28 protein-coding genes are annotated in these 23,240 nt (G+C 46.2%); 13 read left to right on the forward strand and 15 right to left on the reverse strand.

Going from position 1 to position 23,240, the window contains the following annotated elements; translation table 11 throughout:
* Positions 1-15: 15 nt before the first annotated feature.
* Both Q1V85_RS07000 and Q1V85_RS07005 read left to right on the forward strand, forming a co-directional pair.
* Positions 16-435 (forward strand): hypothetical protein, encoded by a 420-nt coding sequence (locus tag Q1V85_RS07000; protein ID WP_300598587.1) that lies wholly within the window; start codon positions 16-18, stop codon positions 433-435.
* A 1-nt stretch (position 436) separates the two neighbouring features.
* Complete coding sequence (locus Q1V85_RS07005; protein ID WP_300598588.1) at positions 437-832, forward strand: DCC1-like thiol-disulfide oxidoreductase family protein; 396 nt, start codon at positions 437-439, stop codon at positions 830-832.
* 143 nt (positions 833-975) lie between these two features.
* Here the strand turns inward: Q1V85_RS07005 and Q1V85_RS07010 are convergent, their stop codons facing one another.
* Genes Q1V85_RS07010 through Q1V85_RS07020 form a run of 3 tightly spaced genes read right to left on the reverse strand, consistent with a single transcriptional unit; the run spans position 976 to position 2,225 of the window.
* Complete coding sequence (locus Q1V85_RS07010) at positions 976-1,353, reverse strand: VOC family protein (RefSeq protein WP_300598589.1); 378 nt, start codon at positions 1,351-1,353, stop codon at positions 976-978.
* A 32-nt stretch (positions 1,354-1,385) separates the two neighbouring features.
* Positions 1,386-1,808, reverse strand: coding sequence for a thioesterase family protein (locus tag Q1V85_RS07015; protein ID WP_300598590.1), 423 nt, complete (start codon positions 1,806-1,808; stop codon positions 1,386-1,388).
* A 6-nt stretch (positions 1,809-1,814) separates the two neighbouring features.
* Positions 1,815-2,225, reverse strand: a complete 411-nt coding sequence (locus Q1V85_RS07020; RefSeq protein ID WP_300598591.1) for a DoxX family protein — start codon at positions 2,223-2,225, stop codon at positions 1,815-1,817.
* 221 nt (positions 2,226-2,446) lie between these two features.
* On the opposite strand from Q1V85_RS07020, the gene Q1V85_RS07025 reads away from it, so the two are divergent.
* A complete protein-coding gene (locus tag Q1V85_RS07025; RefSeq protein ID WP_300598592.1) occupies positions 2,447-3,091 on the forward strand; it encodes a hypothetical protein in 645 nt (214 codons plus the stop codon).
* Positions 3,092-3,159: 68 nt separating this feature from the next.
* Here Q1V85_RS07025 and Q1V85_RS07030 read toward each other — a convergent pair whose 3' ends face one another.
* The 4 genes from Q1V85_RS07030 to Q1V85_RS07045 form a co-directional block, all read right to left on the reverse strand.
* The gene (locus Q1V85_RS07030; protein WP_300598593.1) at positions 3,160-3,345 is read right to left on the reverse strand and encodes a hypothetical protein; all 186 of its coding nucleotides are present in this window, start codon (positions 3,343-3,345) and stop codon (positions 3,160-3,162) included.
* A gap of 79 nt (positions 3,346-3,424) precedes the next feature.
* Positions 3,425-4,270, reverse strand: coding sequence for a hypothetical protein (locus Q1V85_RS07035; protein ID WP_300598594.1), 846 nt, complete (start codon positions 4,268-4,270; stop codon positions 3,425-3,427).
* 46 nt (positions 4,271-4,316) lie between these two features.
* Entirely contained in the window at positions 4,317-5,069 is a 753-nt protein-coding gene (locus Q1V85_RS07040) for a hypothetical protein (RefSeq protein ID WP_300598595.1), read from the reverse strand.
* Positions 5,070-5,087: 18 nt separating this feature from the next.
* A complete protein-coding gene (locus Q1V85_RS07045) occupies positions 5,088-5,597 on the reverse strand; it encodes a hypothetical protein (RefSeq protein ID WP_300598596.1) in 510 nt (169 codons plus the stop codon).
* A gap of 140 nt (positions 5,598-5,737) precedes the next feature.
* Here Q1V85_RS07045 and Q1V85_RS07050 point away from each other — a divergent pair, with 140 nt between their 5' ends.
* On the forward strand, positions 5,738-5,950 hold the full coding sequence (locus tag Q1V85_RS07050) for a hypothetical protein (protein WP_300598597.1): 213 nt from the start codon (positions 5,738-5,740) through the stop codon (positions 5,948-5,950).
* Between the two features lie 89 nt (positions 5,951-6,039).
* Here Q1V85_RS07050 and Q1V85_RS07055 read toward each other — a convergent pair whose 3' ends face one another.
* Positions 6,040-6,195: a hypothetical protein gene (locus tag Q1V85_RS07055; protein ID WP_231004676.1), complete on the reverse strand. Its 156-nt coding sequence runs from the start codon at positions 6,193-6,195 to the stop codon at positions 6,040-6,042.
* 413 nt (positions 6,196-6,608) lie between these two features.
* On the opposite strand from Q1V85_RS07055, the gene Q1V85_RS07060 reads away from it, so the two are divergent.
* Together Q1V85_RS07060 and Q1V85_RS07065 are read left to right on the forward strand one after the other, a co-directional pair.
* Positions 6,609-9,281 carry a 4-alpha-glucanotransferase gene (locus Q1V85_RS07060; protein WP_300598598.1) on the forward strand — a complete coding sequence of 891 codons (2,673 nt, stop codon included), beginning with the start codon at positions 6,609-6,611 and terminating at the stop codon, positions 9,279-9,281.
* A gap of 811 nt (positions 9,282-10,092) precedes the next feature.
* The gene (locus tag Q1V85_RS07065) at positions 10,093-10,257 is read left to right on the forward strand and encodes a DUF6728 family protein (RefSeq protein WP_300598599.1); all 165 of its coding nucleotides are present in this window, start codon (positions 10,093-10,095) and stop codon (positions 10,255-10,257) included.
* On the opposite strand, the gene lpxB is transcribed toward Q1V85_RS07065, so the two are convergent.
* Entirely contained in the window at positions 10,235-11,389 is a 1,155-nt protein-coding gene (gene lpxB, locus Q1V85_RS07070; RefSeq protein WP_300598600.1) for a lipid-A-disaccharide synthase, read from the reverse strand. The genes Q1V85_RS07065 and lpxB overlap by 23 nt on opposite strands.
* A gap of 165 nt (positions 11,390-11,554) precedes the next feature.
* The gene (gene surE / locus Q1V85_RS07075) at positions 11,555-12,355 is read right to left on the reverse strand and encodes a 5'/3'-nucleotidase SurE (protein WP_300598601.1); all 801 of its coding nucleotides are present in this window, start codon (positions 12,353-12,355) and stop codon (positions 11,555-11,557) included.
* Positions 12,356-12,628: 273 nt separating this feature from the next.
* Here surE and Q1V85_RS07080 point away from each other — a divergent pair, with 273 nt between their 5' ends.
* Complete coding sequence (locus Q1V85_RS07080; RefSeq protein WP_300598602.1) at positions 12,629-13,858, forward strand: ATP-binding protein; 1,230 nt, start codon at positions 12,629-12,631, stop codon at positions 13,856-13,858.
* Between the two features lie 7 nt (positions 13,859-13,865).
* On the opposite strand, the gene Q1V85_RS07085 is transcribed toward Q1V85_RS07080, so the two are convergent.
* Entirely contained in the window at positions 13,866-14,540 is a 675-nt protein-coding gene (locus Q1V85_RS07085) for a hypothetical protein (protein ID WP_300598603.1), read from the reverse strand.
* Between the two features lie 275 nt (positions 14,541-14,815).
* Between Q1V85_RS07085 and Q1V85_RS07090 the strand changes: the two genes are divergently transcribed.
* Genes Q1V85_RS07090 through Q1V85_RS07110 form a run of 5 tightly spaced genes read left to right on the forward strand, consistent with a single transcriptional unit; the run spans position 14,816 to position 20,504 of the window.
* Positions 14,816-15,427, forward strand: coding sequence for a hypothetical protein (locus tag Q1V85_RS07090; protein ID WP_300598604.1), 612 nt, complete (start codon positions 14,816-14,818; stop codon positions 15,425-15,427).
* A 21-nt stretch (positions 15,428-15,448) separates the two neighbouring features.
* Complete coding sequence (locus Q1V85_RS07095) at positions 15,449-15,736, forward strand: transcriptional regulator (RefSeq protein ID WP_300598605.1); 288 nt, start codon at positions 15,449-15,451, stop codon at positions 15,734-15,736.
* A 52-nt stretch (positions 15,737-15,788) separates the two neighbouring features.
* Entirely contained in the window at positions 15,789-17,150 is a 1,362-nt protein-coding gene (locus Q1V85_RS07100) for a DUF4173 domain-containing protein (RefSeq protein ID WP_300598606.1), read from the forward strand.
* Between the two features lie 17 nt (positions 17,151-17,167).
* The gene (gene xrtK / locus Q1V85_RS07105) at positions 17,168-17,704 is read left to right on the forward strand and encodes an exosortase K (protein ID WP_300598607.1); all 537 of its coding nucleotides are present in this window, start codon (positions 17,168-17,170) and stop codon (positions 17,702-17,704) included.
* Entirely contained in the window at positions 17,688-20,504 is a 2,817-nt protein-coding gene (locus Q1V85_RS07110; RefSeq protein WP_300598608.1) for an MSEP-CTERM sorting domain-containing protein, read from the forward strand. Before xrtK ends, Q1V85_RS07110 begins: the two co-directional genes overlap by 17 nt.
* Before the next feature lie 200 nt (positions 20,505-20,704).
* Here Q1V85_RS07110 and Q1V85_RS07115 read toward each other — a convergent pair whose 3' ends face one another.
* The 4 genes from Q1V85_RS07115 to Q1V85_RS07130 form a co-directional block, all read right to left on the reverse strand.
* Positions 20,705-21,178, reverse strand: a complete 474-nt coding sequence (locus Q1V85_RS07115; RefSeq protein ID WP_300598609.1) for an OsmC family protein — start codon at positions 21,176-21,178, stop codon at positions 20,705-20,707.
* A gap of 21 nt (positions 21,179-21,199) precedes the next feature.
* Complete coding sequence (locus Q1V85_RS07120) at positions 21,200-21,574, reverse strand: VOC family protein (RefSeq protein ID WP_300598610.1); 375 nt, start codon at positions 21,572-21,574, stop codon at positions 21,200-21,202.
* A gap of 189 nt (positions 21,575-21,763) precedes the next feature.
* The gene (locus Q1V85_RS07125; RefSeq protein WP_300598611.1) at positions 21,764-22,276 is read right to left on the reverse strand and encodes a GNAT family N-acetyltransferase; all 513 of its coding nucleotides are present in this window, start codon (positions 22,274-22,276) and stop codon (positions 21,764-21,766) included.
* Positions 22,277-22,290: 14 nt separating this feature from the next.
* A complete protein-coding gene (locus tag Q1V85_RS07130; protein ID WP_300598612.1) occupies positions 22,291-22,587 on the reverse strand; it encodes a chorismate mutase in 297 nt (98 codons plus the stop codon).
* 105 nt (positions 22,588-22,692) lie between these two features.
* Here Q1V85_RS07130 and Q1V85_RS07135 point away from each other — a divergent pair, with 105 nt between their 5' ends.
* On the forward strand, positions 22,693-23,016 hold the full coding sequence (locus Q1V85_RS07135; RefSeq protein WP_300598613.1) for a DUF3817 domain-containing protein: 324 nt from the start codon (positions 22,693-22,695) through the stop codon (positions 23,014-23,016).
* Positions 23,017-23,240 lie beyond the last annotated feature (224 nt).

The following is a 23,240-nucleotide window of genomic DNA, read 5'->3' on the forward strand; positions in this document are numbered from 1 at the left end:
AAAAAAGATCTACTTATGAAATACTATTTCTGGTTAGGCGTGGTGCTGTTTGTGGCCAGCTGTGCAAAACGCACAGCCCCCGTTATGGATGCAAACGGCACCACCTTAAGCCTGGCCCTTCATGAAAAAAAAGCATATAATAACCTTACCATTGCGGTATCCCGGATACAGGAAAGCAGGTGCCCTATGAATGCCCGCTGCATCCGGGCCGGGGAAGCAGTTGCCGACCTGACCATCAGCGACGAAAAAGGCAGTACCACAGTTTCATTGTGTACCGGTGCCGATTGCGGCATGCAGAAAAAAGAGGCCCAGGCCACAGCAATACTGGGCAGCCATCAATATCAATTTAGTATGATTGATATTTTGCCCAATCCCACGAAGACCCTGGATAAAGGCACACAGAAAGTAACATTCTCCATCCGGAAAATACAATAGGATGCTGTCAGCACCGGTCATATTATTTGATGGGGTATGCAATCTCTGCAATAATGCGGTATTGTTTATCATCAAACACGATCCAAAGGACCGGTTCCGGTTTGCATCCCTGCAATCCACTGCAGGAATACGGCTTGTACAGGAGTACGGAGTTCCTCAGAATTACGGTTCTGTAGTGTTGATCGAAAATGGCAGGACCTATCTCAAATCTACAGCGGCACTAAGGATTGCACGAAAGCTAAACGGCTTATGGCCGCTGTTGTATCTGCTGATGATTGTTCCTCCATTTATCCGTAACCAGATCTATGATTGGATCGCCCGCAACCGGTACCGCTGGTTTGGTACCAACCAATGCATACGTCCTACGGCAGAGCTTCAGCAAAAGTTTCTTGGATAAAAATGAGCTGCCTGGTATTTATTTAACCGCAATAGGCGCCAGGATTTTGGCAAGGTTCGCGCTAAGGTATACGTGATATAAACCACATCTTCATCGCGCGCTTTGCGGGATTATTGCAGTCTTAGCGGTTAAAAGCCAACACCCTATTTCATAGAAGTGAGCCACCATACATTTCCAAACGGATCTCTTACACCGCCACTGTATCCATAGTCGCGCTGCGCCAGTTCATCAATCACCTCACAACCATTGTTGACCGCTTTGCGGATGGTTTCCGCGGCATCCTCTACATAAATAAACAGGTTTGCCGGCGCAGGATCATATCCTTCTGTTACATCCGCAAACAGGATATTACAGCCATTGATCTGCACTTCCGCATGCATGATCTCTTTGCTGTCTGCATCGCGATAGCTTTTAAAAATTTCCCGGGCATCAAATACCCGCTGCGTAAACCCGATAAAATCTTCTGCATGCAGCAGGATCAGGTAAGGCATGAGCGGCTGGTGCCCTTTTGCAACGTTCATATGAATTATTTTCAAAACAACAAACGGAGCGGTTACTTTGTTGCCCCGGTGAAGAACGATTTCAATGCCGTATACAGCAATTCCGGCATGGCCGCCCGTTTCATGGTCCGGGCCTCCATAAAATACAGCACCACATGCCCTTTTACCAGCAGCTCCTTTTTCTCATTATAGGCTTCCTGGTGAAAGGTAATGCGATGACCTTCCGGAAGTTCGTGCAGGTTAGCGGTAACTGTGATGAGATCGTCGTAAGTAGCCGGACGGATGTATTTACAATGCACTTCAATAACCGGCATAATGATACCGGCGGCTTCCATCTGGGCGTAGGTAATGCCCAGGTTCCGGATCGATTCGGTACGGGCGACTTCAAAATAATTGATATAATTGCTGTGGTATACCACGCCCATCTTATCGGTATCTGCATAGCGCACCCGGAGCTGTGTTGCTGAAGTAAACATATACGCTTATTTACCGATGGCTTTATCCACACTGTATTTTCCCGGCCCTATCAGCAAAAGCACCAGGAATATGGCCAGGAACACCCCGGCCAGTTCTCCCTGCCCAAAAAAATCACCATTATGCGCCACAAACAACGCAATACACATCGTAATGATCAGGGGAATGGTAGCCAACCGGGTCAGCAATCCCAAAACGATCAGTATCGCACAAAAGAATTCCGCAAAAACGGCCAGACTCAATGAGGCCTTTACACCGATATGAAACGGATCTGAAAATCCTTTGGCAGCCATTTCGGAAAAGCCGGTTAATTTTTTATAGCCATGATTTACAGCCATTGCGCTGCCGGCTACCACCCGCAGCAATAGCAACGCCAGCGCCACTCCCGAGTCCTTATACTTTGTATTGAGCAATTTCATTCAAGATTGTATTAGAAAACAAACATAGGGATTATTTTCTTTTTCCCCGGGGGATGTTCATACACGAAATAATACTTTTTTGATGCGGTTCCCGGATTGGGACCAAAAATAAAAAATGCTGCATAGGCCCTTGTATTTCCGGCATCTGTTAGCACACCCGCCGATTTTCTTTTTCGCACATACACGGGGAATTGTATATTCGTCCCGTAAAACAATCGATCATGTTCCCCTTACTGTCGGCCTATTTATACCAGGAAAAAAAATTAACCGTTCCCGGAATCGGTCTTTTCGAACTGATTCCCGTACATGCGGCTACCGGTTTTGAAACGGTGGAGGCGCCGGGCTGGGAGATCCGGTTCACGGAGAACAAGGCTGCTGCAAGCAACCAGAACCCCGATGCGTTTTACGAAGCGCTGGCCGCGAAAGAAGCCATCAGCAAGGTAGAAGCCCTTGAACAGTTTGAAGAATTTGCCCGCAATGTACTGGTTCGCTTAAACGACCAGGAAACCGTTAACTGGGAGGATGTGGGCACCCTCGAGAAACCCGATTTCCGCATTGCGTTTACACCAAAGGCCGTTACGCTCTCTCCTTTTACCGGTATTGCCGCCCAGAAAGTGGTACGGGAACATACCAACCTGCAGGTATTGATCGGAGAGAAAGAAACCAGTACAGAAGCCATTAAAGAAGCACAACAAAAAGAACAGGCCGGTAAAACCAGGTCGCGCAACATTACATGGATCGTACTGGCCGCCGCAGTAGCGATTGCCGCTGCCTTCTTATTAAAGAACGGATGCAGCCTTCAATCGTCCGGGAACCAGCAGAAAGCGTCCATACAAAAAAATGAAGCCACCTATCAGCAACAGTAAGGTTTACTTTTTCAGAAAAAACAGCGCATCCCGTTTCCCTGGCACGATCGCATAAAGACCGGCTGGTTTTATTTATTACGGGTATTGATGGCATTTAAAAGCACATAAAGCCCTACCGGAATAATATTAAAGATAAGGATCACGATGATCCCCAATACTTTTAAATGAGCGGGCAATACTTTATTCAACAGTACCAACCGGATCCCAAAGGAAACGACCAGTATATACAAAAGGATCAACAGAATATACCACACGAACACACATTTATTACCATTCTTTAAAGGTACTGATTTAAGATGGAAAACGGTGTCCGGCCAATTTAGCTGCCGTTTATCAGAAGCGTATGCCCACTCCCAGCCCTGCCTGGTAATATACATTGGCAAGGTCTTTCTTCCAGGATTCCGGATGATTGCCGGATCCCAGTCCCCCGATAACGCCTCCGATGGCCATGTTACCTGCCAGGCACCATACCTTGTTTACATTTACCGTTATTTTACCGGTAAACGCCAGGGAAGAATACCGGGCCTGCTTTTTTTCATACACAGCCGATGAATAGTACGGCAGTGCCATTTCGCTGCCTACATAATAACCAACAACGGCCTTCTTTACAGCAAGAATGTATTGAGGTCCCATGCCTACCCGTACCCGGCCCTTATTCGTTGGGTAAAACCGCATGGCAAAACCAAAACCGTACGCTCCGTCATTTAAGCCTACGAAGGGAGCCACATCCAGGCCCAGGCGGTTATTCAGCATCGTTCGCTCATACGAAAGCTGGAAAATTGCAGAAGGGCGGTTGTGCATATTCGCCATCCCCCTCGCTCCCAGGTTCTGATTGGCCAGGTCCAGGATTCCACCGGAAGCGATAACGGTATGAGGTCCCAGCTTATCGTATTCCCTCAGCCGCAGGACTTTTTCACGGCTGATCGGCCGGTGCCGTCTTCCAACAGAAAAATAATCGGCCGTGCCATTCGCATAAACAATCGAATCCACATATTTCCGCGGGAAGGTATATACCGGTCCCTCCGGATTGGTGGGCTTCCGGTATTTTATGAACTCAATACTTACCTCTGTTACCTGAACTTCCATAACGCGGGATCCCCGCTTGGTATAGACCTTGTCCTGTGCCCGAACCGGCAATAATGCGATGATAAACAACAGGGCCAATAGTAGCTTTCTCATACAATTTTTTTAGGTTTTAATGACCGGCAATACAATTGCACGGCATTTAGTTAGAAATGGTACCGTTTTTTTTCGGATCTGCAGGATTCGTGATGTTGTACAATATAAAGCCGCCCTTCACATAAGCGATCAGTGTTTGATCATAAGGAATCACATCTATAAAATCGGTATCGTCCGATAATACTTTTCTGCTCACGGGTTTTGTTTTATCGGTTACATCGATCACATTCAAACCATTTTTTCCCATGCATACATAAAGGATATTGTTCTTCAAACCCAACCCCTGCGGCTCACTCATCACCAGTGTAGATACCTGTTTCGGGCTTAGTATATTAGTGCCCTGTATATCGTAAATATTCAGTTGGTTCAGGGTACCACCGCAGCCATTGTTATTGCTGCGCAGGGTTACATAGGCATAATTTTCATCCGCTACCACCGGGTCGCAGGAGCGCAGATGCTGGGCCTGCCCCTGAAGCTGCGGCTTTTTAGGATTGCTGTTGTCAAATACAAACATGCCCGTTTGTGAACCAATAAAAAGTTTATCCCGGTAAGGAAAGATGGTTTCAATGTTCCAGCCAACATTTTGCGTATTCAACAGCACGGTTTGAGCCGGATCGGAAATATCAAAGGTCAGCAGTTTGGAATGATCTACCAGGTACAGGTAGTTGCCGGAAATGGTCAGGCGCGCCGTAGACCCGCCTTTGCCGGAGGACTGGGAGCCCATGGTATCGCCTTTTTTACAGCCAAGGGTAAGCAACAGGCCACCCGCTATCGTCATAAGAAGTTGTTTCAGGTTCATCTGGAAATTTTTATAGGGTTAATAGGTACAGGTGGGATTGATAAGAGTTTTCTTTTGCCAGCCGGTCACCACCCCTTTTGACCGATCAGGACATTCAAAAGGTCCGCGTTCGGGCGGAAGCGCCATAGCAGGCAGTTGACCAAAAGCCTCCGGCAGCCGTTTAACGATCTGAAGTTTGTCCTGCTCAACCTTCAGGATTACCAGGTCGTTCTGGCTGTTGGTATAGATCAGCCCGTTCTTTACAGCTACCTCCTGTGCCCCGTTCACTTTAATAAAGCCTTTTTGCACGGGGGCCGCCGGATCCGAAATATCGGTGATATGAATCCCTTTTCCTGTTTCCACCTGGTACAAAAGATCACCCCATACATAAATTTTGCCTCCGTTCTCAAGCGCCTGGGCGGGGGCCAGCGATACGCTCTTTATTTCCGAAAGATCTCCGTAAACCGGTGCATAACCGATCACTTCATTTTTCCGGTTGGAGCAGGACAGTAAAAGCAGAAAGCTCACAAGCATGCATACATTTTTCATGGATTGGTTTTTATTTCGTTTTAATGATCGTTTCAGTCTTTCATACGACAGGATTACAAACCGGTTTGACGGTTCGACCGGGTTTGACATATTTCCCCTTCTATCCTGTTGCAGTCGTCGGTTTTATCAGTAACGCTGTTATGAACGAGAACGTGCACTGTTGTAAAAGTGCAACAGCCCGCTTTACTTTTTTTTATTATCAGCAATGGGCGCCTTATAATATCATCAAACCTTATACTCCCAGCAGCCAGGTTGTCATCATCATCAACAGCAAAAAACGGTATTCGGCAATAGGAAGGAGTATTAACGGCACCATGAAAGATCCGGCAATTCAAAAAAGAGGGCGTTTTTAATCCGGAGCGGAAGTACAGGTTGCCGGTTACCCAAAAAAAAGAGGTTGCCCTGCTTTACAGAACAACCTCCGGTATGCGATAAAAAAAGCTTAGATAATATCCATTGCTTTTACAAAAAAAGTAGTCACAAAAGGCAGAACCAGCGTCAGCCAGGGATTGTGGCTAAAAATCAAGAACAGAAAAAATGCTGTGGAAAGGAAAAACAAGATCCACATTAATCCTTTATTTTTTGATGCTGCTGCCATTTTTTTGAAATTTAGCACAAAAATAAGGGAACCGGACTAGATTAAAAAACGATGAGAACCGAACATTTCTATTTTTCCCGTCAACAACACCGGCTGAAGCTGCATTTTTAAAATTTTCTGCTACCCGTGGGCTTTTCCTGACGGCTTCAAAAAAAAACGCGTGTAAACCGTTTGCAACAGGAATATCTGCGGCCTGTTATCTGGCCCTTATTTACCTTTTACCCTGGCGGAAAAGCAATGCTAGAACAGGAAATACGCCTAAGTCGAACCAGGTAATTCACGCCCCATAATACGGCAAAAAAACAGGGGCTTTTTTTTGAATGTGTATCAAATACACATTATCTTTATAAAAAAGATCAACGATTATTCGATAAAACCCCTTTACTTGCCGGTTTCATAGAAAAATTCTTACAATGAAAGTTCAGTTCAATATCAGGTTCCATACCCAATATGGAGAAAGTTTATGGCTATGCGGTACAGGAAATGCCTGGGGGAACGAACATGGGGCAGACGGTATTCCGATGAAGTACCTTAATTATGATTACTGGACGCTGGAACTGGATCTGTCGCCTGAAACCCTACAACAACCACTCGCTTATTTTTATACATTTCAGACCATAGAAGGCGAACGGATCCCGGAATACAAAACCGCCCGGCAGCTCCGGCTTCCGCTTCAGCCGGAAGATGTCCTGGTAATCTACGATACCTGGATCGCTACCGACGCGATTGAAAATGTATTTTATACCGCCCCGTTTGAAGAAGTATTATTGCCTGCCGCTTCAACCGCAGCACCCGTTCCGGTACCTGGCGCCAATTATATCTTTATGGTGAAGGCGCCCCTGCTGGAAGCCAACCAGGTCATTTGCCTGCTGGGCAATACGAACGCACTTTCAAACTGGAACACAGCAGCGCCGGTGTTATTGCAAAAGACCGGTGCAGACTGGATGGTGCAGCTGGCTATAGAACCGGAACCGCTTTCACTGGAATATAAATACGGTATTTATGATACCCATCAACAGCGTTTTATTGCGTATGAAGAAAGAGAAAACCGGGTGCAGGACTGGCCGCCAACGGAACGGGGGATCACTGTTTTGCAGGATGGTTTTATCAGACGCCCCAACAATACCTGGCGGGGCACCGGACTGGCCATTCCGGTGTTCAGTCTCAGAACAGAAAACGGGTTGGGGATCGGTGAATTCAACGACCTCAAACAGCTGGCAGACTGGGCACAGCAAACCGGCTTAAAGCTGATCCAGATCCTGCCGGTAAATGATACCACTGCCACCTTTACCTGGCATGATTCCTATCCCTACGCAGCAATTTCTGCCTTCGCCCTTCACCCCATTTACCTGAACCTGGAAACCGTGGCCGGTGACAAGGCACAGGACCTCGTAAGCGGACTCTGTGCCGATAAGGAACGCCTCAATGCCCTTCCGCAGATCGATTATGAAGCCGTACTGCAGTTAAAGATCCAGACACTAAAAAAATTATTTGACCGGCTGGGCAAGGAACAACTGCAATCAAAAAGCTATAAGGACTTCTTTGAAACCAACCGGCACTGGCTGCAACCCTATGCCGTATTTTGTTACCTGCGGGATCAATATAAAACAGTTGACTACTCTAAATGGGCGGCAAACAGCGTGTACGATCCGGCTACCATTGCCTCGCTTTTCCGGAAGAATCCCGTGGTTAATTTTTATTGTTTCCTACAGTACCATCTGCATCTTCAATTGGAAGCAGCCGTTGCCGATGCCCATAAAAAAGGCATTGTAATCAAGGGTGATATTCCCATCGGCGTATACCGGTACGGTTGCGATACCTGGGTGGCTCCGGAGCTTTATCATATGGAGCTTCAGTCAGGCGCGCCTCCGGATGATTTTGCTGTGTACGGGCAAAACTGGGGATTCCCCACTTACAACTGGCCCCGCATGCAGGAAGATCATTTCAGCTGGTGGCGAAGCCGGTTTGAGCAGATGAGTCATTATTTTGACGCATTCCGCATCGATCATATCCTTGGCTTTTTCCGTATATGGAGCATTCCGCTGAACGGCATACAGGGCATTATGGGCTATTTTGATCCCAGCATTTCGCTAAAAGCTGAAGAGTTTCATGAAAGGGATATTCAGTTCAGCGAAGACCGGTTCTGTAATCCGTTCATCAATAACATCGTACTGCAGCAGGTATTTGGCGACCAGGCAGCACTTATAAAAAAACAATTCCTGGCAACGGAAAACGGGTTCGACTACTTCTTCCTTCCAGACTTTGACAGTCAGCGGAAACTGGAAGGCTGGTTCACCCAGCAAGGTGACCCGGATGGTTTGAAGCAGGGACTATTCCAGCTGCTGGCCAATGTACTGATGCTGAAACAAAGAACCGGCGGCTCCACCGGTTATCATCCCCGTTTCGGGCTGGATCAAACCATCTCTTTTCAATCGTTGCCGCATGATCAGCAAACAAAAATAAAAGCGCTTTATAATGATTATTTTTTCAGACGGCAGGATGCATTCTGGAAAAAAGAATCGATGAAAAAGCTTCCGGAGCTAAAAGCGTCCACCAATATGCTTATCTGCGGGGAGGACCTGGGACTGGTTCCATCCTGCGTTCCGGAGGTTATGCGGGAACTGGGTATTCTCAGTCTGGAGATTCAGCGCATGCCCAAACAATCGGGGATCCGTTTCTTCAATCCGGCCAATGCGCCCTATCTTTCCGTGGTATCTCCGTCTACACACGATATGAGCACGATCCGCGGATGGTGGGAAGAAAACCGGGAACTCACGCAAACCTTCTATAATGAAATGCTGCACCTCCAGGGTGAGGCGCCCCGTTACTGCGAAGACTGGATCAACCGGGAGATCATCAAACAACATCTTTCCGCCCCCGCGATGTGGTGCATCTGCCAGCTGCAGGACTTCCTGGGTATGGACGAACATATCCGGAGAAAAGATCCCGCGGAAGAACGCATCAACATCCCTGCCGATCCGCATCATTACTGGCGGTACCGTATGCATCTGACGCTTACACAGCTGATCGAAAACAAAGCCTTTACCAACCAGCTCAAAACAATGATCATTAATAGTGGCAGATAGACCGGTTTTGCATTCGGATTTGTTGGATCCGATGAGCAATGCCCAGGGCTAAATGCTCCACAATAGCTATCAGTTAGCAGTGGTCAGTTAGCAGATGATTCGTTGCGGAGTAAAAAGTATATACGCTAAAAGCAGCACTCCACGTTCAACAACCTGCTGAAGATTGAATGCTCCACAATGGCTATCAGTTATCAGTGGTCAGTTATCAGATGATTCGTTACGGAGTAAGAAGCATACACACCCAAAGCAGCACTCCACGCTCAACAACCTGCTGAAGATTGAATGCTCCCCAATGGCTATCAGTTTTCAGCGGTCAGTTATCAGATGATTCGTTACGGAGTAAGAAGTATATACGCTAAAAGCAGTACTCCACGCTCAACAACCTGCTGAAGATTGAATGCTCCCCAATGGCTATCAATTTTCAGTGGTCAGTTATCAGATGATTCGTTACGGAGTAAGAAGTATCTATGCTAAAAGCAGCACTCCACGCTCAGCAACCTGCTGAAGATTGAAAGCTCCACAATGGCTATCAGTTATCAGTGGTCAGTTATCAGATGATTCGTTACGGAGTAAGAAGCATCTATGCTAAAAGCAGCACTCCACGCTCAGCAACCTGCTGAAGATTGAATGCTCCCCAATGGCTATCAGTTTTCAGCGGTCAGTTATCAGATGATTCGTTACGAAGTAAGAAGCATCTATGCTAAAAGCAGCACTCCACGCTCAACAACCTGCTGAAGACTAATGACTGAGAACTGAGAACTAAAGACTGACCACTAATAATCGTACCTTTGTATTTTAAACCGTTCGTGAAATGGGCATCTGGGACCAAATAGCACAGTATTTATTCTTAAAGAAGAAAGATCCGAATACTCCTAAAAGCAGTTGGGTGCGTTATATGCACGGTATTAACCGGTTGAGTATTTTATTGTTCCTGATCGCGGTTATCTTCATTATTATCCGCCTGCTGACGCGCTAAACGCAGTAATAATCGCCGCCGCCTTCCGGGATGCATCTCCCTCCGCGGCCAGGATCTGGTGCAGTGCGTCGTAATCCTTTTTCAGCACTACTTTCCGGTCTTCGTCAAATAGCAGGGCTTTTAATTCGGCAATAATATTCTCCGTATTCATCTCCCCCTGGATCAATTCCTTCACCACCGGCTTATCCATGATCAGGTTCACCAGTGAAATATATTTGATACTGATCACCCGTTTGGCGATCTGGTAGCTGATCTCAGAGCCTTTGTAACAAACCACCTCCGGCACTCCAAACAGGGCGGTTTCCAGTGTGGCAGTTCCCGAAGTGACCAACGCAGCAGTCGCCTGCAGCAACACATCATAGGTACGGTTGTTCACGATACTTACATTGGGATATTGCCTTGTAAATTGCTCATAAAAGGCATCCTCCACTGCCGGAGCCTGTGCCACCACAAACTGGTAATCCGGAAACGCCTTACTCACCGCCAGCATCACCGGCAGCTTTTTTTCAATTTCCTGTTTCCGGCTGCCCGGTAACAAGGCAATGACGGGCTTGGTTACCGGCGCACCTGCAGCGTCACGAATCACCAGGTCGGTTCCTACTTTCTTTTTCCGGTCGATCTCTTCAATGAGGGGATGTCCTACATAATCTACCGCCCAGTTCCATTTGTTTTCGTAGTAGGCCTTTTCAAAGGGCAGGATCACCAGCATCTTATCAATATGGCGCTTCATCATCTTTACCCTTCCCTCTTTCCAGGCCCATACCTGTGGCGAAATGTAATAGACTACCTTAATGCCCTGCCCGCTGGCCCATTTGGCAATGCGCAGGTTAAAACCGGGGTAATCTACCAGCACCAGTACATCGGGTTCAAATGCCAGGATGTCTTCCTTGCAAAACCGCAGGTTATTCAGGATGGTCTTCAGGTTCATCACCACTTCCACAAACCCCATAAACGCAAGGTCGCGGTAATGCTTCACCAGGTCCATACCGGCTGCCTGCATTTTATCGCCGCCCCAGCCACGGATCCGGCTTTCCGGCAGTAATTGTTTGATCGCTGCCACCAGGTTGCCCCCGTGCAGATCACCCGAGGCTTCGCCCGCAATGATATAATATTTGTGCCTGTTGTTATTCACGTTTTTTCCGGTGTTTTTGATATTGAAGGCGCAATGAATCCTGACATACGACACCAGATACCGGAGACGATATCAGACAATAAACATTAGTCTTTAGACTACTCCTCATCAGCTATGAACCATTTCCAATTTTTCACATCTTCACATTCCCACATTCTCAAATTTTCAAATTGATTCACCCCAGTCTTTTTCCAGCTTCTGCTTCAATCCATAATCCGTAAGATCAAATTCAACGGGCACTACGCTTACATAGTTATTGGCTAAAGCCCATACATCCGTATCTTTCGATTTATCAAAGTTCACAAACTCCCCTGTAAGCCAGTAATATTTTCGTCCGTGCGGATCCTTCCGCTCAATAAATTTTTCCTGGTACTTGGCATAGGCCTGTTTACAGATCTTATATCCTTTGAGCTCTTCAGCCGGTGCTTTGGGAATGTTTACATTCAGGAGAAAATGCTGGGGCAGTTTCTTTTTCAGCATCTTTTCCACAATCAGCCGGGCATACTGCCGGGAGGCTGTAAAATCCGGCTCCGCACCATAGTCCAGCAGGGAGAAGCCTACCGCAGGAATGCTTTCAATAGCTGCTTCCATTGCTGCCGACATGGTTCCGGAATAAATCACATTGATACTGTGGTTTGCGCCATGATTAATGCCGCTTACACAGATATCGGGCTTGCGGTGCAGGATCTTATCTACCGCCAGTTTTACACAATCCACCGGGGTACCGGAGCAGGAAAAAGCGCGCACGCCCTCAAACAGTTCCACTTCATACAAACGCAGCGGATGCCCGATGGTAATAGCGTGTCCCATACCCGATTGGGGTTTATCCGGTGCCACCACTACAATTTTGCCAAGGCCCCGTACTGCTTCCACCAGGTTGCGGATACCGGCCGCAGCAACCCCGTCATCATTGGTCACCAGGATGATGGGCTCTTCTTTTTTTGCTTTCTGTCTTTTGTTCGTCATAGATTGCAAAAATAGCTGAAAAGGACTATACGAAAAGAACGCGGATACTATTGGTTATAGAACATTTTTTACGCTGAAGCTCCTGAGATCAGCGCAACTTACGGGTTTGCCTGAAATGCCGCCTATTCAGCATTACTACATTTTCCGGGTGAGCGGTGAACTAAATTTACCCACAAAATATACTAAATTTACCCACTAAATGGACAAAATTTACCCATTAAATGGATAAAATTTACCTGCAAATTTGTATCTTGCAGTAAAATATACGCCAAAATGTATCCACGATATATGGCTGGCCCGGTAAAAGAGGCCCTGGAAGATACTTCTGTTATCCTTATCAATGGAGCACGTCAAACCGGTAAAAGCACTTTTTGCCGGCAGTTAATGGAGCAGGAGGTTTTTAACGGCCGGTTTGTTACCCTGGATGATGCCACTACATTGATGGCTGCCCAAACAGACCCCACCGGTTTTTTGCTCGACCTGGGCGAACAGGTTATTATCGACGAAATACAGCGGGCACCCGAACTCTTTTTGCCGATTAAAAAGCTGGTGGATGAAAACAGGAAAGAACGCAGGTATATACTGACCGGTTCTGCAGATGTAATGACCCTGCCTAAAATGGCTGATTCATTAGCAGGCCGGATCGAAGTCCATAAACTATGGCCGTTATCACAAACTGAGTTACGGCAAAGTACTCCTGTTTTTTTGCAAACATTGCTGCAGCCGGCCGGCGATTACCGGAATAGCAAAACCAACTGGACAGATACAGTACAAGCTATTAAAACAGGCGGTTACCCCGAAGCCGTTGCCCGCGCCACCGAAATGCGGAGAGACCGGTGGTTCCAAGCTTACCTGGCCGCCATTTTACAAAAGGATATACGCGAACTTTCCAATATTGAGGGTCTCACACAATTACCTAATATTTTACACCTACTTGCCACAAGGGCCGGCAGCACGATCAATTTTTCCGATATAGCCCGGCTTGCGGGGATTAAAAACACTACTTTTCAACGCTACATGGCATTATTAGAACATATTTTCCTGCTGATCAGGCTTCCGGCCTGGACACCCAATACAGAAGGACAGTTCGTAAAATCACCGAAAGTATTGCTGAACGATACCGGGCTACTCTGCCACCTGATGGGGGAAAGCGCAGCAAGCCTCCTGAGCAACAGGACTACTGCCGGGTTATTTTTTGAAAACTTTGTTACACTGGAAATACTGAAACAACTAAGCTGGAGCAATCTTTCACTAAAAGCCTATCATTTCAGCATGCACAGCGGAGCAGAAGTAGACCTTGTACTGGAAGACCGGAAAAAACAACTGTACGGGGTCGAAATAAAATCCAAAGCCTCGGTAAACGCTGCAGACTTTAACGGGCTGAAAAAGCTGGCCGCGCTTGCGGGCAAAAAATTTCAAAAGGGTATTATTTTGTACACAGGCGACCAGGTTGTAGGATTTGGAGATATGTTTAAGGCGGTACCTGTAGGAAATTTGTGGTAGTAGCCGGTCACTGGCGTATTTTATCAATGATCTGATTTAATGTTGTGTCAAATTTTTTTCTAAATTGAAGTCCATTTGGGTGCATTGTCATATAACTGTGTTTTGGCAAAGCCGGGTGAATACATTGATATAAATAGTTTTCCTCAAGCGTTTTGTATTCAAGTCCACTAAACACTCGTTGAAATTGATACTCGTAGTTCCAACCTGTGATGAAAATTACAATTTCGGGTTTTGTGATTTGAATCTCATCAAGGATCATTTCAAACCCCTTGTCATTTAATTTTTGTAATTTAAATTCAGGCGAGGTTCCGTTGTTATCGCATTTAGAGATATTTGTCCATAAAAATCCATCCGGAAAATCTTCGCCATTTAGTTTATTATGACAAACCCTTAAGAACCGCCAAAAAGGGCTATTGCGTCCCGGATAATTTTTTGCAAATTCAAACGCTTCATAATCCTTCATTAATTTTTCTACTGTTAAGTTTTGAGATTTGTTCATTGTTCCACCCCACCCGTAAGTCTCTTTACCAACAAACAATATTTTATGCTTTACCTTTTCGTAACTGGGAAAGGCTTTCATTAAAAGCGGATACGAAAATTTACCTGTTTGTTCTTTAGGCAAACGCTTCAGCTCTGCAAGATAGTCTTCATAAACAGACTTCAATTGTTGATTTATCCTCATTAGCAAACGTACTTATAGTTCTTTTGATCTGTATCAATATTACAAAGTATGCCTTTTTTCCAAAATAAATAAAAACTATCCGTTGTCTTTAAGCTCCGCTTAAAGACGGCTTCCGCAAGACATTTGCTCGTCAAAATAAGGAAATGAGCGTTGCCATATATTCAACTAACCGCCCTACCTGTTAGATTTTAAGACCTAACAGGTAGGGCCACCCGAAAATAAATTTGGTTGTTCAAAACCAATACAACAACTTTGCACCTCAAAGTACTTTTAAAATGAACGATCCAAAAGAAGACCTGCAGCATATCCGCCAGATGATGGAGCGCTCTTCGCGGTTTATTTCACTGAACGGATTATCGGGAGTAGCCGCAGGCACCATTGCCCTGATCGGTGCCGCCATTGCCTATTGGCTGTTTCAGCAACAGGGCATCGATTATTTTTCCGGCAACCGGTACGCATATGATAACGACCTGGAATGGAAACTCGTGCTGCTGGCCGCAGTGGTCCTGATCCTTGCCGTTGGTTCCGGCATCCTTTTTACCATTCAAAAAAGCAAACGGAACGGGTTAAAGATCTGGACCGGTACCACCCGGCTATTACTGAGTCATCTGCTGGTGCCCCTGATCGCCGGCGGTTTGTTTTGTATGGCGCTGCTTTACCACGGACTGTTCGGGCTGATCGCCCCGGCAACCCTGCTCTTTTATGGACTGGCATTAGTGAATGCCGCCAAATATACCTTTTCCGATATCCAGTACCTGGGATATTGCGAGATCTTCCTGGGAATTGTAGCAGCATTTATCCCGGGCTACGGGCTGGTTTTCTGGGCACTGGGGTTTGGCGTGTTGCATATTATCTATGGGCTGCTGATGTATAAAAAGTATAAGTAAGGATATTTGCGGAGGCGCATCATGAGCATTATTGAAAAATTAAATAAAGATTTTGAAAGCCGGGTACGACTGGGTATTATGTCCGTGCTGGTCGTAAACGGCTGGGTCGACTTCCTGGAAATGAAAGAACACCTGGGCGTTACGGATGGCAACCTGGCCAGTCATATTACCGCGCTGGAAGCGAAAAAATATATTGAAGTGAAAAAGGAATTCGTTGGCAAAAAAACCAAAACCTCCTACAAAATCACCCGCACGGGAAAGGAAGCCTTTGTGCAGCATATTAATGCACTGGGCCGCCTGTTGAAATAATTTTTTTTTATACATATACTTTGAATTTCAAAGCACTTTTAAAACAAATAAAATGAAAAAGAATCTTGTCCTGTTTCTGGGCGTTGCCCTGTTTGTAGCCCTGTTCTACAACCAGGGACCTGGTCTTAACCTCAGCTTTTTCGCCATCCTTTCCTGGAGTGCTGTTTTTCTTACTACCCGGAAAGAGAACCACACAGCGCTATTCTGGTGGCTAACCGGCGCACTGGGCATTGCTGCCGGGGCTTTTGCCTGGTATGGTGATCCTGTTTCTTTTTTAGCTGTTTTTGCTTCACTGGCCCTCCTGGTATGTAAGGCCCATGAGCCGGTAATGCATGTATTGCTGGTACCTTTTGCAAGCGCAGCCAACTTCATAAGTTTTATTTTCCGTGCACCTGTGCTTACCGGCTGGCTACCGGTGAATGGCCTTCTAACGGTGAATTTCTACAAAAAGGCGATCTATTATTTTTTGGTCCCCGGCGCGCTGGCCGTCAGCTTCCTGGTTGTTTACAGCTCCGGCAGCAGCCTGTTTCAATCTTTTTTCCATATCAACTGGAATGCCGATTTTTTACAGATCGGATTCCTGACCACCCTGGGTTTTTTCCTGATGTTCAGCATTGTTCATTACTGGGCACCCTCAAAGCTAACGGCTATCAGCCGGAAATTGAAAGATCACTTTCCCGGAACTGCTCCCCGGCAGTCAGCAGGCTGGCTGGCTGTTGACGCCGGTTTCTACCAAAAAAGTGCCGGCATCTCCCTGATCGTATTGAACATCATTGTAGCATTTTTTATCACCACCTATTGCATTGAACAATTTGGCAATGGTACTACGGGTAATACACTGAGCAATGAACTGCACGAGCGCGTATACCTGCTGATCTTTTCCATTGTGATGGCCATTTTTGTGATCCTGTTATTTTTCCGGGGGATACTGAACTTTACCTCCAATACAGGGCAGCTAAAAAAATATGCTTATATATGGATTACCTTAAACCTGCTGCTACTGATTGTGGTAACACTGAAGAACAATCAGTATGTGGGCGCCTATGGGCTTACCTTTAAGCGACTGGGTGTATACTTCTTCCTCCTGCTTTGCAGCATCGGGCTCTTTTTTACATTTTTGAAAATTAAAAACAAAAAAACCAATACCTACCTGGTCGGCCGTATGGTTTGGGCCGGCTACACCGCACTGGTTATCGGCGCGTCTATTAACTGGAGCTGGATCGTTACCAAATACAACCTGGAATATCAAAAAACCTTTGATAGGGAATATGCAAACAGCCTGTCTTTTAATAAACAACTGCTTTATGATACAGGCTTACTTACGAAAGAAGCACTCCTGCAACTGCAGCATCAACACCAGGTGCATCCGCTTTTATCGCAAAATCTCTATTACACCACGCTGAATCATCATTAACATTCAATATTCCCACTATGTCGTTAAAAGAAAAAATGATACTCGTAACGGGCGGCGGACTGATCCTTATCCTGCTGAAATTACTACTGCGGATTTCAGATATCAACCATCATCTCTTTCTGCTGGTGCCGGTTAGTTTTATAGTTGAAGTTTTCTGCAATGATCCATCACAATTCATACCCCGTCAGGGATTTCTTTTTCCCGGTCCCGGTATCATTATTAACCAATCCTGCTCAGGGTCAACCTTTATGCTCACTGCACTACTACCTGCAGGTTATCTGCTCCTGAAATATTCCCGCAGCCGGAACATTTTCTTCGGCCATCTCCCGCTTGCGCTTCTGCTGGTATATGCCCTAACGATACTGGCAAATGCAACCCGGATCTTAACAGCGCTAAAACTAAAGAGTACTTCTTTTTTTACAGGTTATATAATGCCGGAAAATCTGCATGAGTTGCAAGGCATGGCCACTTACCTGTTTTACCTGATCACGGCCTTTCTGCTAACAGAAAAATGGCTTCAATTAAAATCAAGAACATATGCGCACGTTGCTTAGCCCTAAATGGGTACTGCTCATCAATACAGTTCCCGTTATTATCTTATCCATCCTTTATGCAAAAGACTACAGCATTATACACTCTTTGCTGGATGAGCGCAGCAGGTCCTTATGGCACAGCTACGGAGTCCTGCTGACGCTGCTGACACTGGCAAATGCCCTGTACTGTATTCAGGTGGCCCGTAGAAAAAAGCTACTCACCTTTTCCTATGGATGCATATCCCTGGTACTGTACCTGTGCTTTGTATATTTCTATTTGTACAATGCCACCATCCTGTTTCCTGCTCAATTGCCCCGGTGGATGGTCAGCGGTATTACGGCATTATATACCGGCACATTCCTGATGCCAACAATGATACACGCACTTGTTATCATTATGATCTATTGTACCCGGCAGATTCAAAAAAGAAATGCCTGGCTTAATTTCGCCGCTGCCATAGCAGTTCCTTTACTCGCTTATGTTTTTATACAGGTGCTCCAACCCACCTGGGTGTACAGCAGTTTCAACAACCGCATTATCGAACATGCACTCAATGCTGTTTATATCGCGCTGGTTGCCTCGTTTTTATTCTTCCTGTTTCGTTTTCTGTATATTTTATTAAGTAAAAAAGGTAAATGGTTTTTCACCACCCGGATGATCTGGATATTTCTTATTGCCATCCTGTTGCCCATAGCAGGGCTTTGTATCAATAAAAAATGGGACAATTTCTTTGGCGACTTTTCGAATCCCTGGTTTTTTATCCTCGCTGTACTCAATGGGTTGTTGCTCTGCCTGCCCGAAACCGGCAAACGCAATTACCAGCGATCCTTGTTCTTTGGCCGTTGCTTTACCCTGCCTTACACCCTTTACTTTTTCTTTGTTTTCCTGCCCTACCTGCCCCTGTCGGTGATGGCCATCATTGCATATGGGGCAGGTTTTTTAATGATTACGCCGCTGGCACTTTTCTGTATACATATTCACAAACTGACACAACAGTATAAAACACTTATCAGGCCATTTACCCACCTCTCCATTATGGGTACCGGGTTCTTCCTGATCATCCCGGCCATTCTCTTCAGTTGCTGTTTCCATGAGCGGCTCAACCTTCACAAAGCACTGGAATACATCTACACCCCGGACTTCACCAAAACATATTCCATTAACAGCAAAGCGCTGGCAAGGACATTAAACGCCGTTGAAAAAAACAAGCGCCCGGAGCGCTCAACAATCACCGGCGAAGGACAACCGTATCTTTCTTCCATTTATAACTGGATTGTTTTGGACAACCTCTCGTTATCGGAAACCAAAAGCAACCAGCTCCGGCAGATCTTTATGGGCAGTGGCCCTGTTGCCAGTCCAAAAGCTGCATTGAACAAGAGCGTAACGCTCACAAATGTAAAGGTCAGTTCCCTTTATGACCATAAAGCGGGAGCCTGGCTTAGCACCGTAGCGATGGAGCTTTCCAATGCGGCGGCCACTACCGGCGAATATGAAACCAGCTTCCGGTTGCCTGCCGGATGTTTTGTAAGCAACTACTATTTATACATCGGCAACAAAAAAGAGCCGGGAATCCTTGCTGAAAAACGAACCGCGCAATGGGTGTTTAACCAGATCCGCAACGAGAACAGGGATCCCGGCATCCTGTACTATAAAAATCCGGAAGAACTTGTATTGAAGGTTTTGCCGTTCACCGCCAGCGAGGTCCGGAAAACCGGGATTGAATTTTTACATAAAAACCCCGTAACCCTTACCATTGACGGGCAGGCGATTCAACTGGGCGCCACCACTAAACCGTGGAATGATTTACCAGCGGCGAAGACCGGGCCAACCTATCTTACCGCCACAGAAAAAAAACAACTGCCGATCGTATTCAGGGAACCCTATTACCACTTCCTGTTAGATGTATCAGCAGCTTCGGTATCTGATACCCGGCAACAGGAACAAACCATTGACAGCCTGATAAATGTACTGGGAGCACCCGCAAAAGCAGGTCAGATCAGTCTTGTAAACAGCCGGGTACACACGTTCAAAATAACCGGACCGTGGCAAAAGGCCTTACGCGAAAAGCCCAGGGAGGGGGGCTTTTTCCTGGAGCGTGCCCTGCAGGAAAATTTACAGCATGCTTATCTCAACGATAAAACGCGATACCCGGTCTTTATTGTCGTTTCCAGTCACTTCAAACGGGCCATATTAAATCCGGAACGTAAGGCACTCACATTTAGTTTCCCGGAGATGGGGCACTACTTTGTGCTCACCAGCGAAAAAAGCGCCACGGCCTTTTCATTACTGGATAATACTCCGGACACGATCAACACACGCATCTATTGTGCTCCTGCACCCGTTTTTGCCTATCCCAACCAGGTACATCCAACCGCCTATTTAAACACAGATGCCGCTCCGGCTATTCTGGCAAAGGGTGATTATACAAACGATGCACATCCGTTTAAAAAAGACTGGACCTCTTCCCTGGAGCTATACATAAATGCGCAACGGATGCAATTATATCCCATCCTTCAGAAAAAAGAATGGCTGCAGGAGGTCGGACACAGTTTTCAATCGGGGGTGCTCACTCCAAACACTGCGTATATCGTGGTGGAGAACGAAGCACAAAAAGCGGCTCTTTATCAAAAACAAAAAGAAGTAATGGCGGGCAATAAGAACCTCGATACGGAGGATGAACCTTCGGCTATGAGTGAGCCGGGACTGGCCGTTTTATTGCTCTTCCTGCTGCTGTTATTATTTAGAAACAGAAGTTCCCTGTCAGATGCAGTCATCTATTTAAACAGCTCAAAAAAAATCCATCATCATGAAAAAGTATAACCTGCTCATTCTGATCACGCTCCTGGCCACGATCGTGATCCTCACCGTTCTGGTACTAAAAAAATAATCCATATGACGTTGCGGTTAAATGTTTACCGCAAGGAGTGCGCAAGGACCACTATAACGCTTTGCGAACATTGCGAAAAAACCTCGCCTTCTCCTATGTTTCATTTTATCCCGTTGCAGAAACGGATGGGCATTTAATCCACGATAATTTCGGGCTGGTGCTCCACGGGAAAATTCACCGAATTCGCAATAAAACAGCGCTGATACGCCTGGCGGTGCAATTCCATGGCCAGTGCGGTTTGGGCACCATCGGTTATGGTTACAACCGGGTAAAGCACCACGCCGGTAAAACGGCCGCTTCCATCTGCTGCTGTCGTCATTGTACCCCTTGCAGCGTCGGTATATGCCGTTACAATAATGCCGGCTTCTGCACAAAGATGCAGGTACCAAAGCATATGACAGGTGGATAGTGCAGATAAAAAAAGTTCCTCGGGGTTGTACCTTCCGGCATCGCCACGGAAGGCAGGGTCAGAAGAACCGGGGATCTCTGGTTTGCCCGTAGCACCGATCGTATGATTCCGGCTATAGGCATTATACGCGGCCGTTCCCTTTCCCGAATTACCGGTCCAGGTAACCGTTACCTCGTAATGATGTTCCTGATGCGCCATTGGCAAAGCTGTTTAAAGGCTTTAACTGTTATGTGATAACAGGTTGATGGTAGCCCCGTTCGGATCCTTTACAAAAAAACGGCGCACACCCCAGGGCTCATTGGTAACAGGATAAACCACTTCCAGCCCAAGCGCGGTGGCCTTTTTATACATTCCGTTTACATCAGACACCTCAATGGAAAGAAAAACACGCGCATTGTTCAGCACTTCTTTTTTCTGGTTCTCCAATACATTGATTTGTGCGGTGGGATTGGTACGGGACGCAAATGTTAATACCCACCCCCGGTCCATAATAATATCCATATTCAGGAACCCGTGGTAAAAAGCCTTGCTTTGCTCCAGATCATCCGAATAAATATTGGGAACGATCCGGTTTATAAAATTCTCCTCTTTCATGCTGTTTCATTTGATGGTTCAGGACCTGAAGCAGGTTTCCATACACCATTACTGCTTCATCCAAAGATACTCCTTTAAAACGATGTCTGGTGGCCGATCGTTGCATGGACCACATGCGAATACCCGCTTTTCTGCTCCAGGAGTTCCATCGCCTAAATATGATAACGGAAATTTAACCGTATTGTTACACTATAGCTCCAGTTTATACAGCCAATAGCGCTTCCCGAACCGCTGTTCTATTTCCCGGAGAATGTAGAATCCCATGTTTTCATATAACCGGCGGGCATTAACCATCATTTCCGACGTATGCAATGCCATAACCGTTTCTCCATTGCGTTTTGCCTGCGCTATACAATCTTCCATAAGCTTTCTGCCGATGCCCCTGCCACCATAATCCGGGCTAACCGTTAAAAACCGGATATAAGACCATTCCGGAGGATACAGATCCGTAGGATTGTTCCGGGGCACGAGAAAAACCATCCCGATAATACGGCCTGCTCCTGTTTCACAAACCAAACATTCGGAAGAAGCCAACAACTCCCGATAGAGTTGTTCATTGTTGATGCCACGCCACAGCTGCTGCCAGTGTTCCGGCGCCAGCACCTGCTCAAACCCGCTCCAGGCCTCAATCCCCAGCTGCTGCAATTGCTGAAGGTCTGCCGTCCCGGCTTTCCGGTAATGCATGTCAGCATCTTGTGTCATATCCGGTATCATACTTAGCGGGCAAGTGCTTTCCAATGTTGCAGCTCCTCATTTACAAAATACCCGATCATTGTCCGGTAAACGGCTTCAATTAGCTCGGGTGAAACATCATTAGCTTCCGCCAGTTTTCTTTTCGATTCAATTACCGCTGCAACCCGTTGTTCATCTTTAACGGCAGTTTCTGATTTTTTAAACCGGGCCGCGGCTTTTACAAAGCGTGCCCGCGCGGCGATCAGGCGCACGATCTCCTGATCGATGGCGTCGATTTCCGCTCTTATGTCTTCGATATTATTGCAGTGTTCCGGAATCATTTCCTTTGCTTTTCTGGTAAAATTTAAAGATACTTTATAATTTACGGGTGGGCTGTTAAACTTTTTAACAGCAGGGCTGTTTTGCTTGAAAACAATATCCTACAAATGAACCGTTCGCTTAAGGACCTGAGAATATTCATGCAGATTGCCTTTTTGGAAGGAATCTCCTATCTTGTTTTATTGTTGGTGGCCATGCCCTTAAAATATTTTGCCCAGGTACCCGAAGGTGTAAAATACATCGGATGGGCACACGGAGTACTCTTTGTGCTTTTTTGTATTTACCTGTTAAAGGTATGGAGCGCATTTAAATGGAGTTTTGGCAAAACCGCCCTTGCTTTTATTGCATCCCTGCTGCCGTTTGGAACATTTATACTGGATGCAAAATTGAATAAAGAATACCCGGAACTAAAAACCGGCGCGGGCAGATAATCGAATCGGCCGGTGCCCTCAAAGGAATACACCATTGTAGAAAATACCTGTTGGGGAAGGCATTAAAAAAATTCAGCCGTCCTTTTGCCAGCCAACCCGGCGCCCTGTCCGGTATTTCTTTTTAATGCCTGAAGCAAGGTGTTGCAATACCTTCTGCAGATGAAAAAAAAATTTTTCATCTCCTGTAAAAAACATAGCTTAGTCTGAAATACTTTGTTGCTATG

Origin of the sequence: Niabella sp. (assembly GCF_030150205.1) — a bacterium.
GTDB lineage: Bacteria > Bacteroidota > Bacteroidia > Chitinophagales > Chitinophagaceae > Niabella.

What these genes read in the sequence shown, in the direction of transcription:
- Q1V85_RS07000 (WP_300598587.1), top strand. Translation starts at nt 16, where the DNA reads ATGAAATACTATTTCTGGTTAGGCGTGGTGCTGTTTGTGGCCAGCTGT.
- Q1V85_RS07010 (WP_300598589.1), bottom strand. Translation starts at nt 1,353, where the DNA reads ATGAACGTTGCAAAAGGGCACCAGCCGCTCATGCCTTACCTGATCCTG.
- Q1V85_RS07040 (WP_300598595.1), bottom strand. Translation starts at nt 5,069, where the DNA reads ATGAACCTGAAACAACTTCTTATGACGATAGCGGGTGGCCTGTTGCTT.
- Q1V85_RS07090 (WP_300598604.1), top strand. Translation starts at nt 14,816, where the DNA reads ATGAACGATCCAAAAGAAGACCTGCAGCATATCCGCCAGATGATGGAG.
- Q1V85_RS07045 (WP_300598596.1), bottom strand. Translation starts at nt 5,597, where the DNA reads ATGAAAAATGTATGCATGCTTGTGAGCTTTCTGCTTTTACTGTCCTGC.
- Q1V85_RS07110 (WP_300598608.1), top strand. Translation starts at nt 17,688, where the DNA reads ATGCGCACGTTGCTTAGCCCTAAATGGGTACTGCTCATCAATACAGTT.
- Q1V85_RS07055 (WP_231004676.1), bottom strand. Translation starts at nt 6,195, where the DNA reads ATGGCAGCAGCATCAAAAAATAAAGGATTAATGTGGATCTTGTTTTTC.
- Q1V85_RS07020 (WP_300598591.1), bottom strand. Translation starts at nt 2,225, where the DNA reads ATGAAATTGCTCAATACAAAGTATAAGGACTCGGGAGTGGCGCTGGCG.
- Q1V85_RS07035 (WP_300598594.1), bottom strand. Translation starts at nt 4,270, where the DNA reads ATGAGAAAGCTACTATTGGCCCTGTTGTTTATCATCGCATTATTGCCG.
- Q1V85_RS07065 (WP_300598599.1), top strand. Translation starts at nt 10,093, where the DNA reads ATGGGCATCTGGGACCAAATAGCACAGTATTTATTCTTAAAGAAGAAA.
- Q1V85_RS07130 (WP_300598612.1), bottom strand. Translation starts at nt 22,587, where the DNA reads ATGATTCCGGAACACTGCAATAATATCGAAGACATAAGAGCGGAAATC.
- surE (WP_300598601.1), bottom strand. Translation starts at nt 12,355, where the DNA reads ATGACGAACAAAAGACAGAAAGCAAAAAAAGAAGAGCCCATCATCCTG.
- Q1V85_RS07015 (WP_300598590.1), bottom strand. Translation starts at nt 1,808, where the DNA reads ATGTTTACTTCAGCAACACAGCTCCGGGTGCGCTATGCAGATACCGAT.
- Q1V85_RS07095 (WP_300598605.1), top strand. Translation starts at nt 15,449, where the DNA reads ATGAGCATTATTGAAAAATTAAATAAAGATTTTGAAAGCCGGGTACGA.
- Q1V85_RS07135 (WP_300598613.1), top strand. Translation starts at nt 22,693, where the DNA reads ATGAACCGTTCGCTTAAGGACCTGAGAATATTCATGCAGATTGCCTTT.
- Q1V85_RS07125 (WP_300598611.1), bottom strand. Translation starts at nt 22,276, where the DNA reads ATGACACAAGATGCTGACATGCATTACCGGAAAGCCGGGACGGCAGAC.
- xrtK (WP_300598607.1), top strand. Translation starts at nt 17,168, where the DNA reads ATGTCGTTAAAAGAAAAAATGATACTCGTAACGGGCGGCGGACTGATC.
- Q1V85_RS07025 (WP_300598592.1), top strand. Translation starts at nt 2,447, where the DNA reads ATGTTCCCCTTACTGTCGGCCTATTTATACCAGGAAAAAAAATTAACC.
- Q1V85_RS07050 (WP_300598597.1), top strand. Translation starts at nt 5,738, where the DNA reads ATGAACGAGAACGTGCACTGTTGTAAAAGTGCAACAGCCCGCTTTACT.
- Q1V85_RS07060 (WP_300598598.1), top strand. Translation starts at nt 6,609, where the DNA reads ATGAAAGTTCAGTTCAATATCAGGTTCCATACCCAATATGGAGAAAGT.
- Q1V85_RS07120 (WP_300598610.1), bottom strand. Translation starts at nt 21,574, where the DNA reads ATGAAAGAGGAGAATTTTATAAACCGGATCGTTCCCAATATTTATTCG.
- Q1V85_RS07080 (WP_300598602.1), top strand. Translation starts at nt 12,629, where the DNA reads ATGTATCCACGATATATGGCTGGCCCGGTAAAAGAGGCCCTGGAAGAT.
- Q1V85_RS07085 (WP_300598603.1), bottom strand. Translation starts at nt 14,540, where the DNA reads ATGAGGATAAATCAACAATTGAAGTCTGTTTATGAAGACTATCTTGCA.
- Q1V85_RS07005 (WP_300598588.1), top strand. Translation starts at nt 437, where the DNA reads ATGCTGTCAGCACCGGTCATATTATTTGATGGGGTATGCAATCTCTGC.
- Q1V85_RS07115 (WP_300598609.1), bottom strand. Translation starts at nt 21,178, where the DNA reads ATGGCGCATCAGGAACATCATTACGAGGTAACGGTTACCTGGACCGGT.
- Q1V85_RS07100 (WP_300598606.1), top strand. Translation starts at nt 15,789, where the DNA reads ATGAAAAAGAATCTTGTCCTGTTTCTGGGCGTTGCCCTGTTTGTAGCC.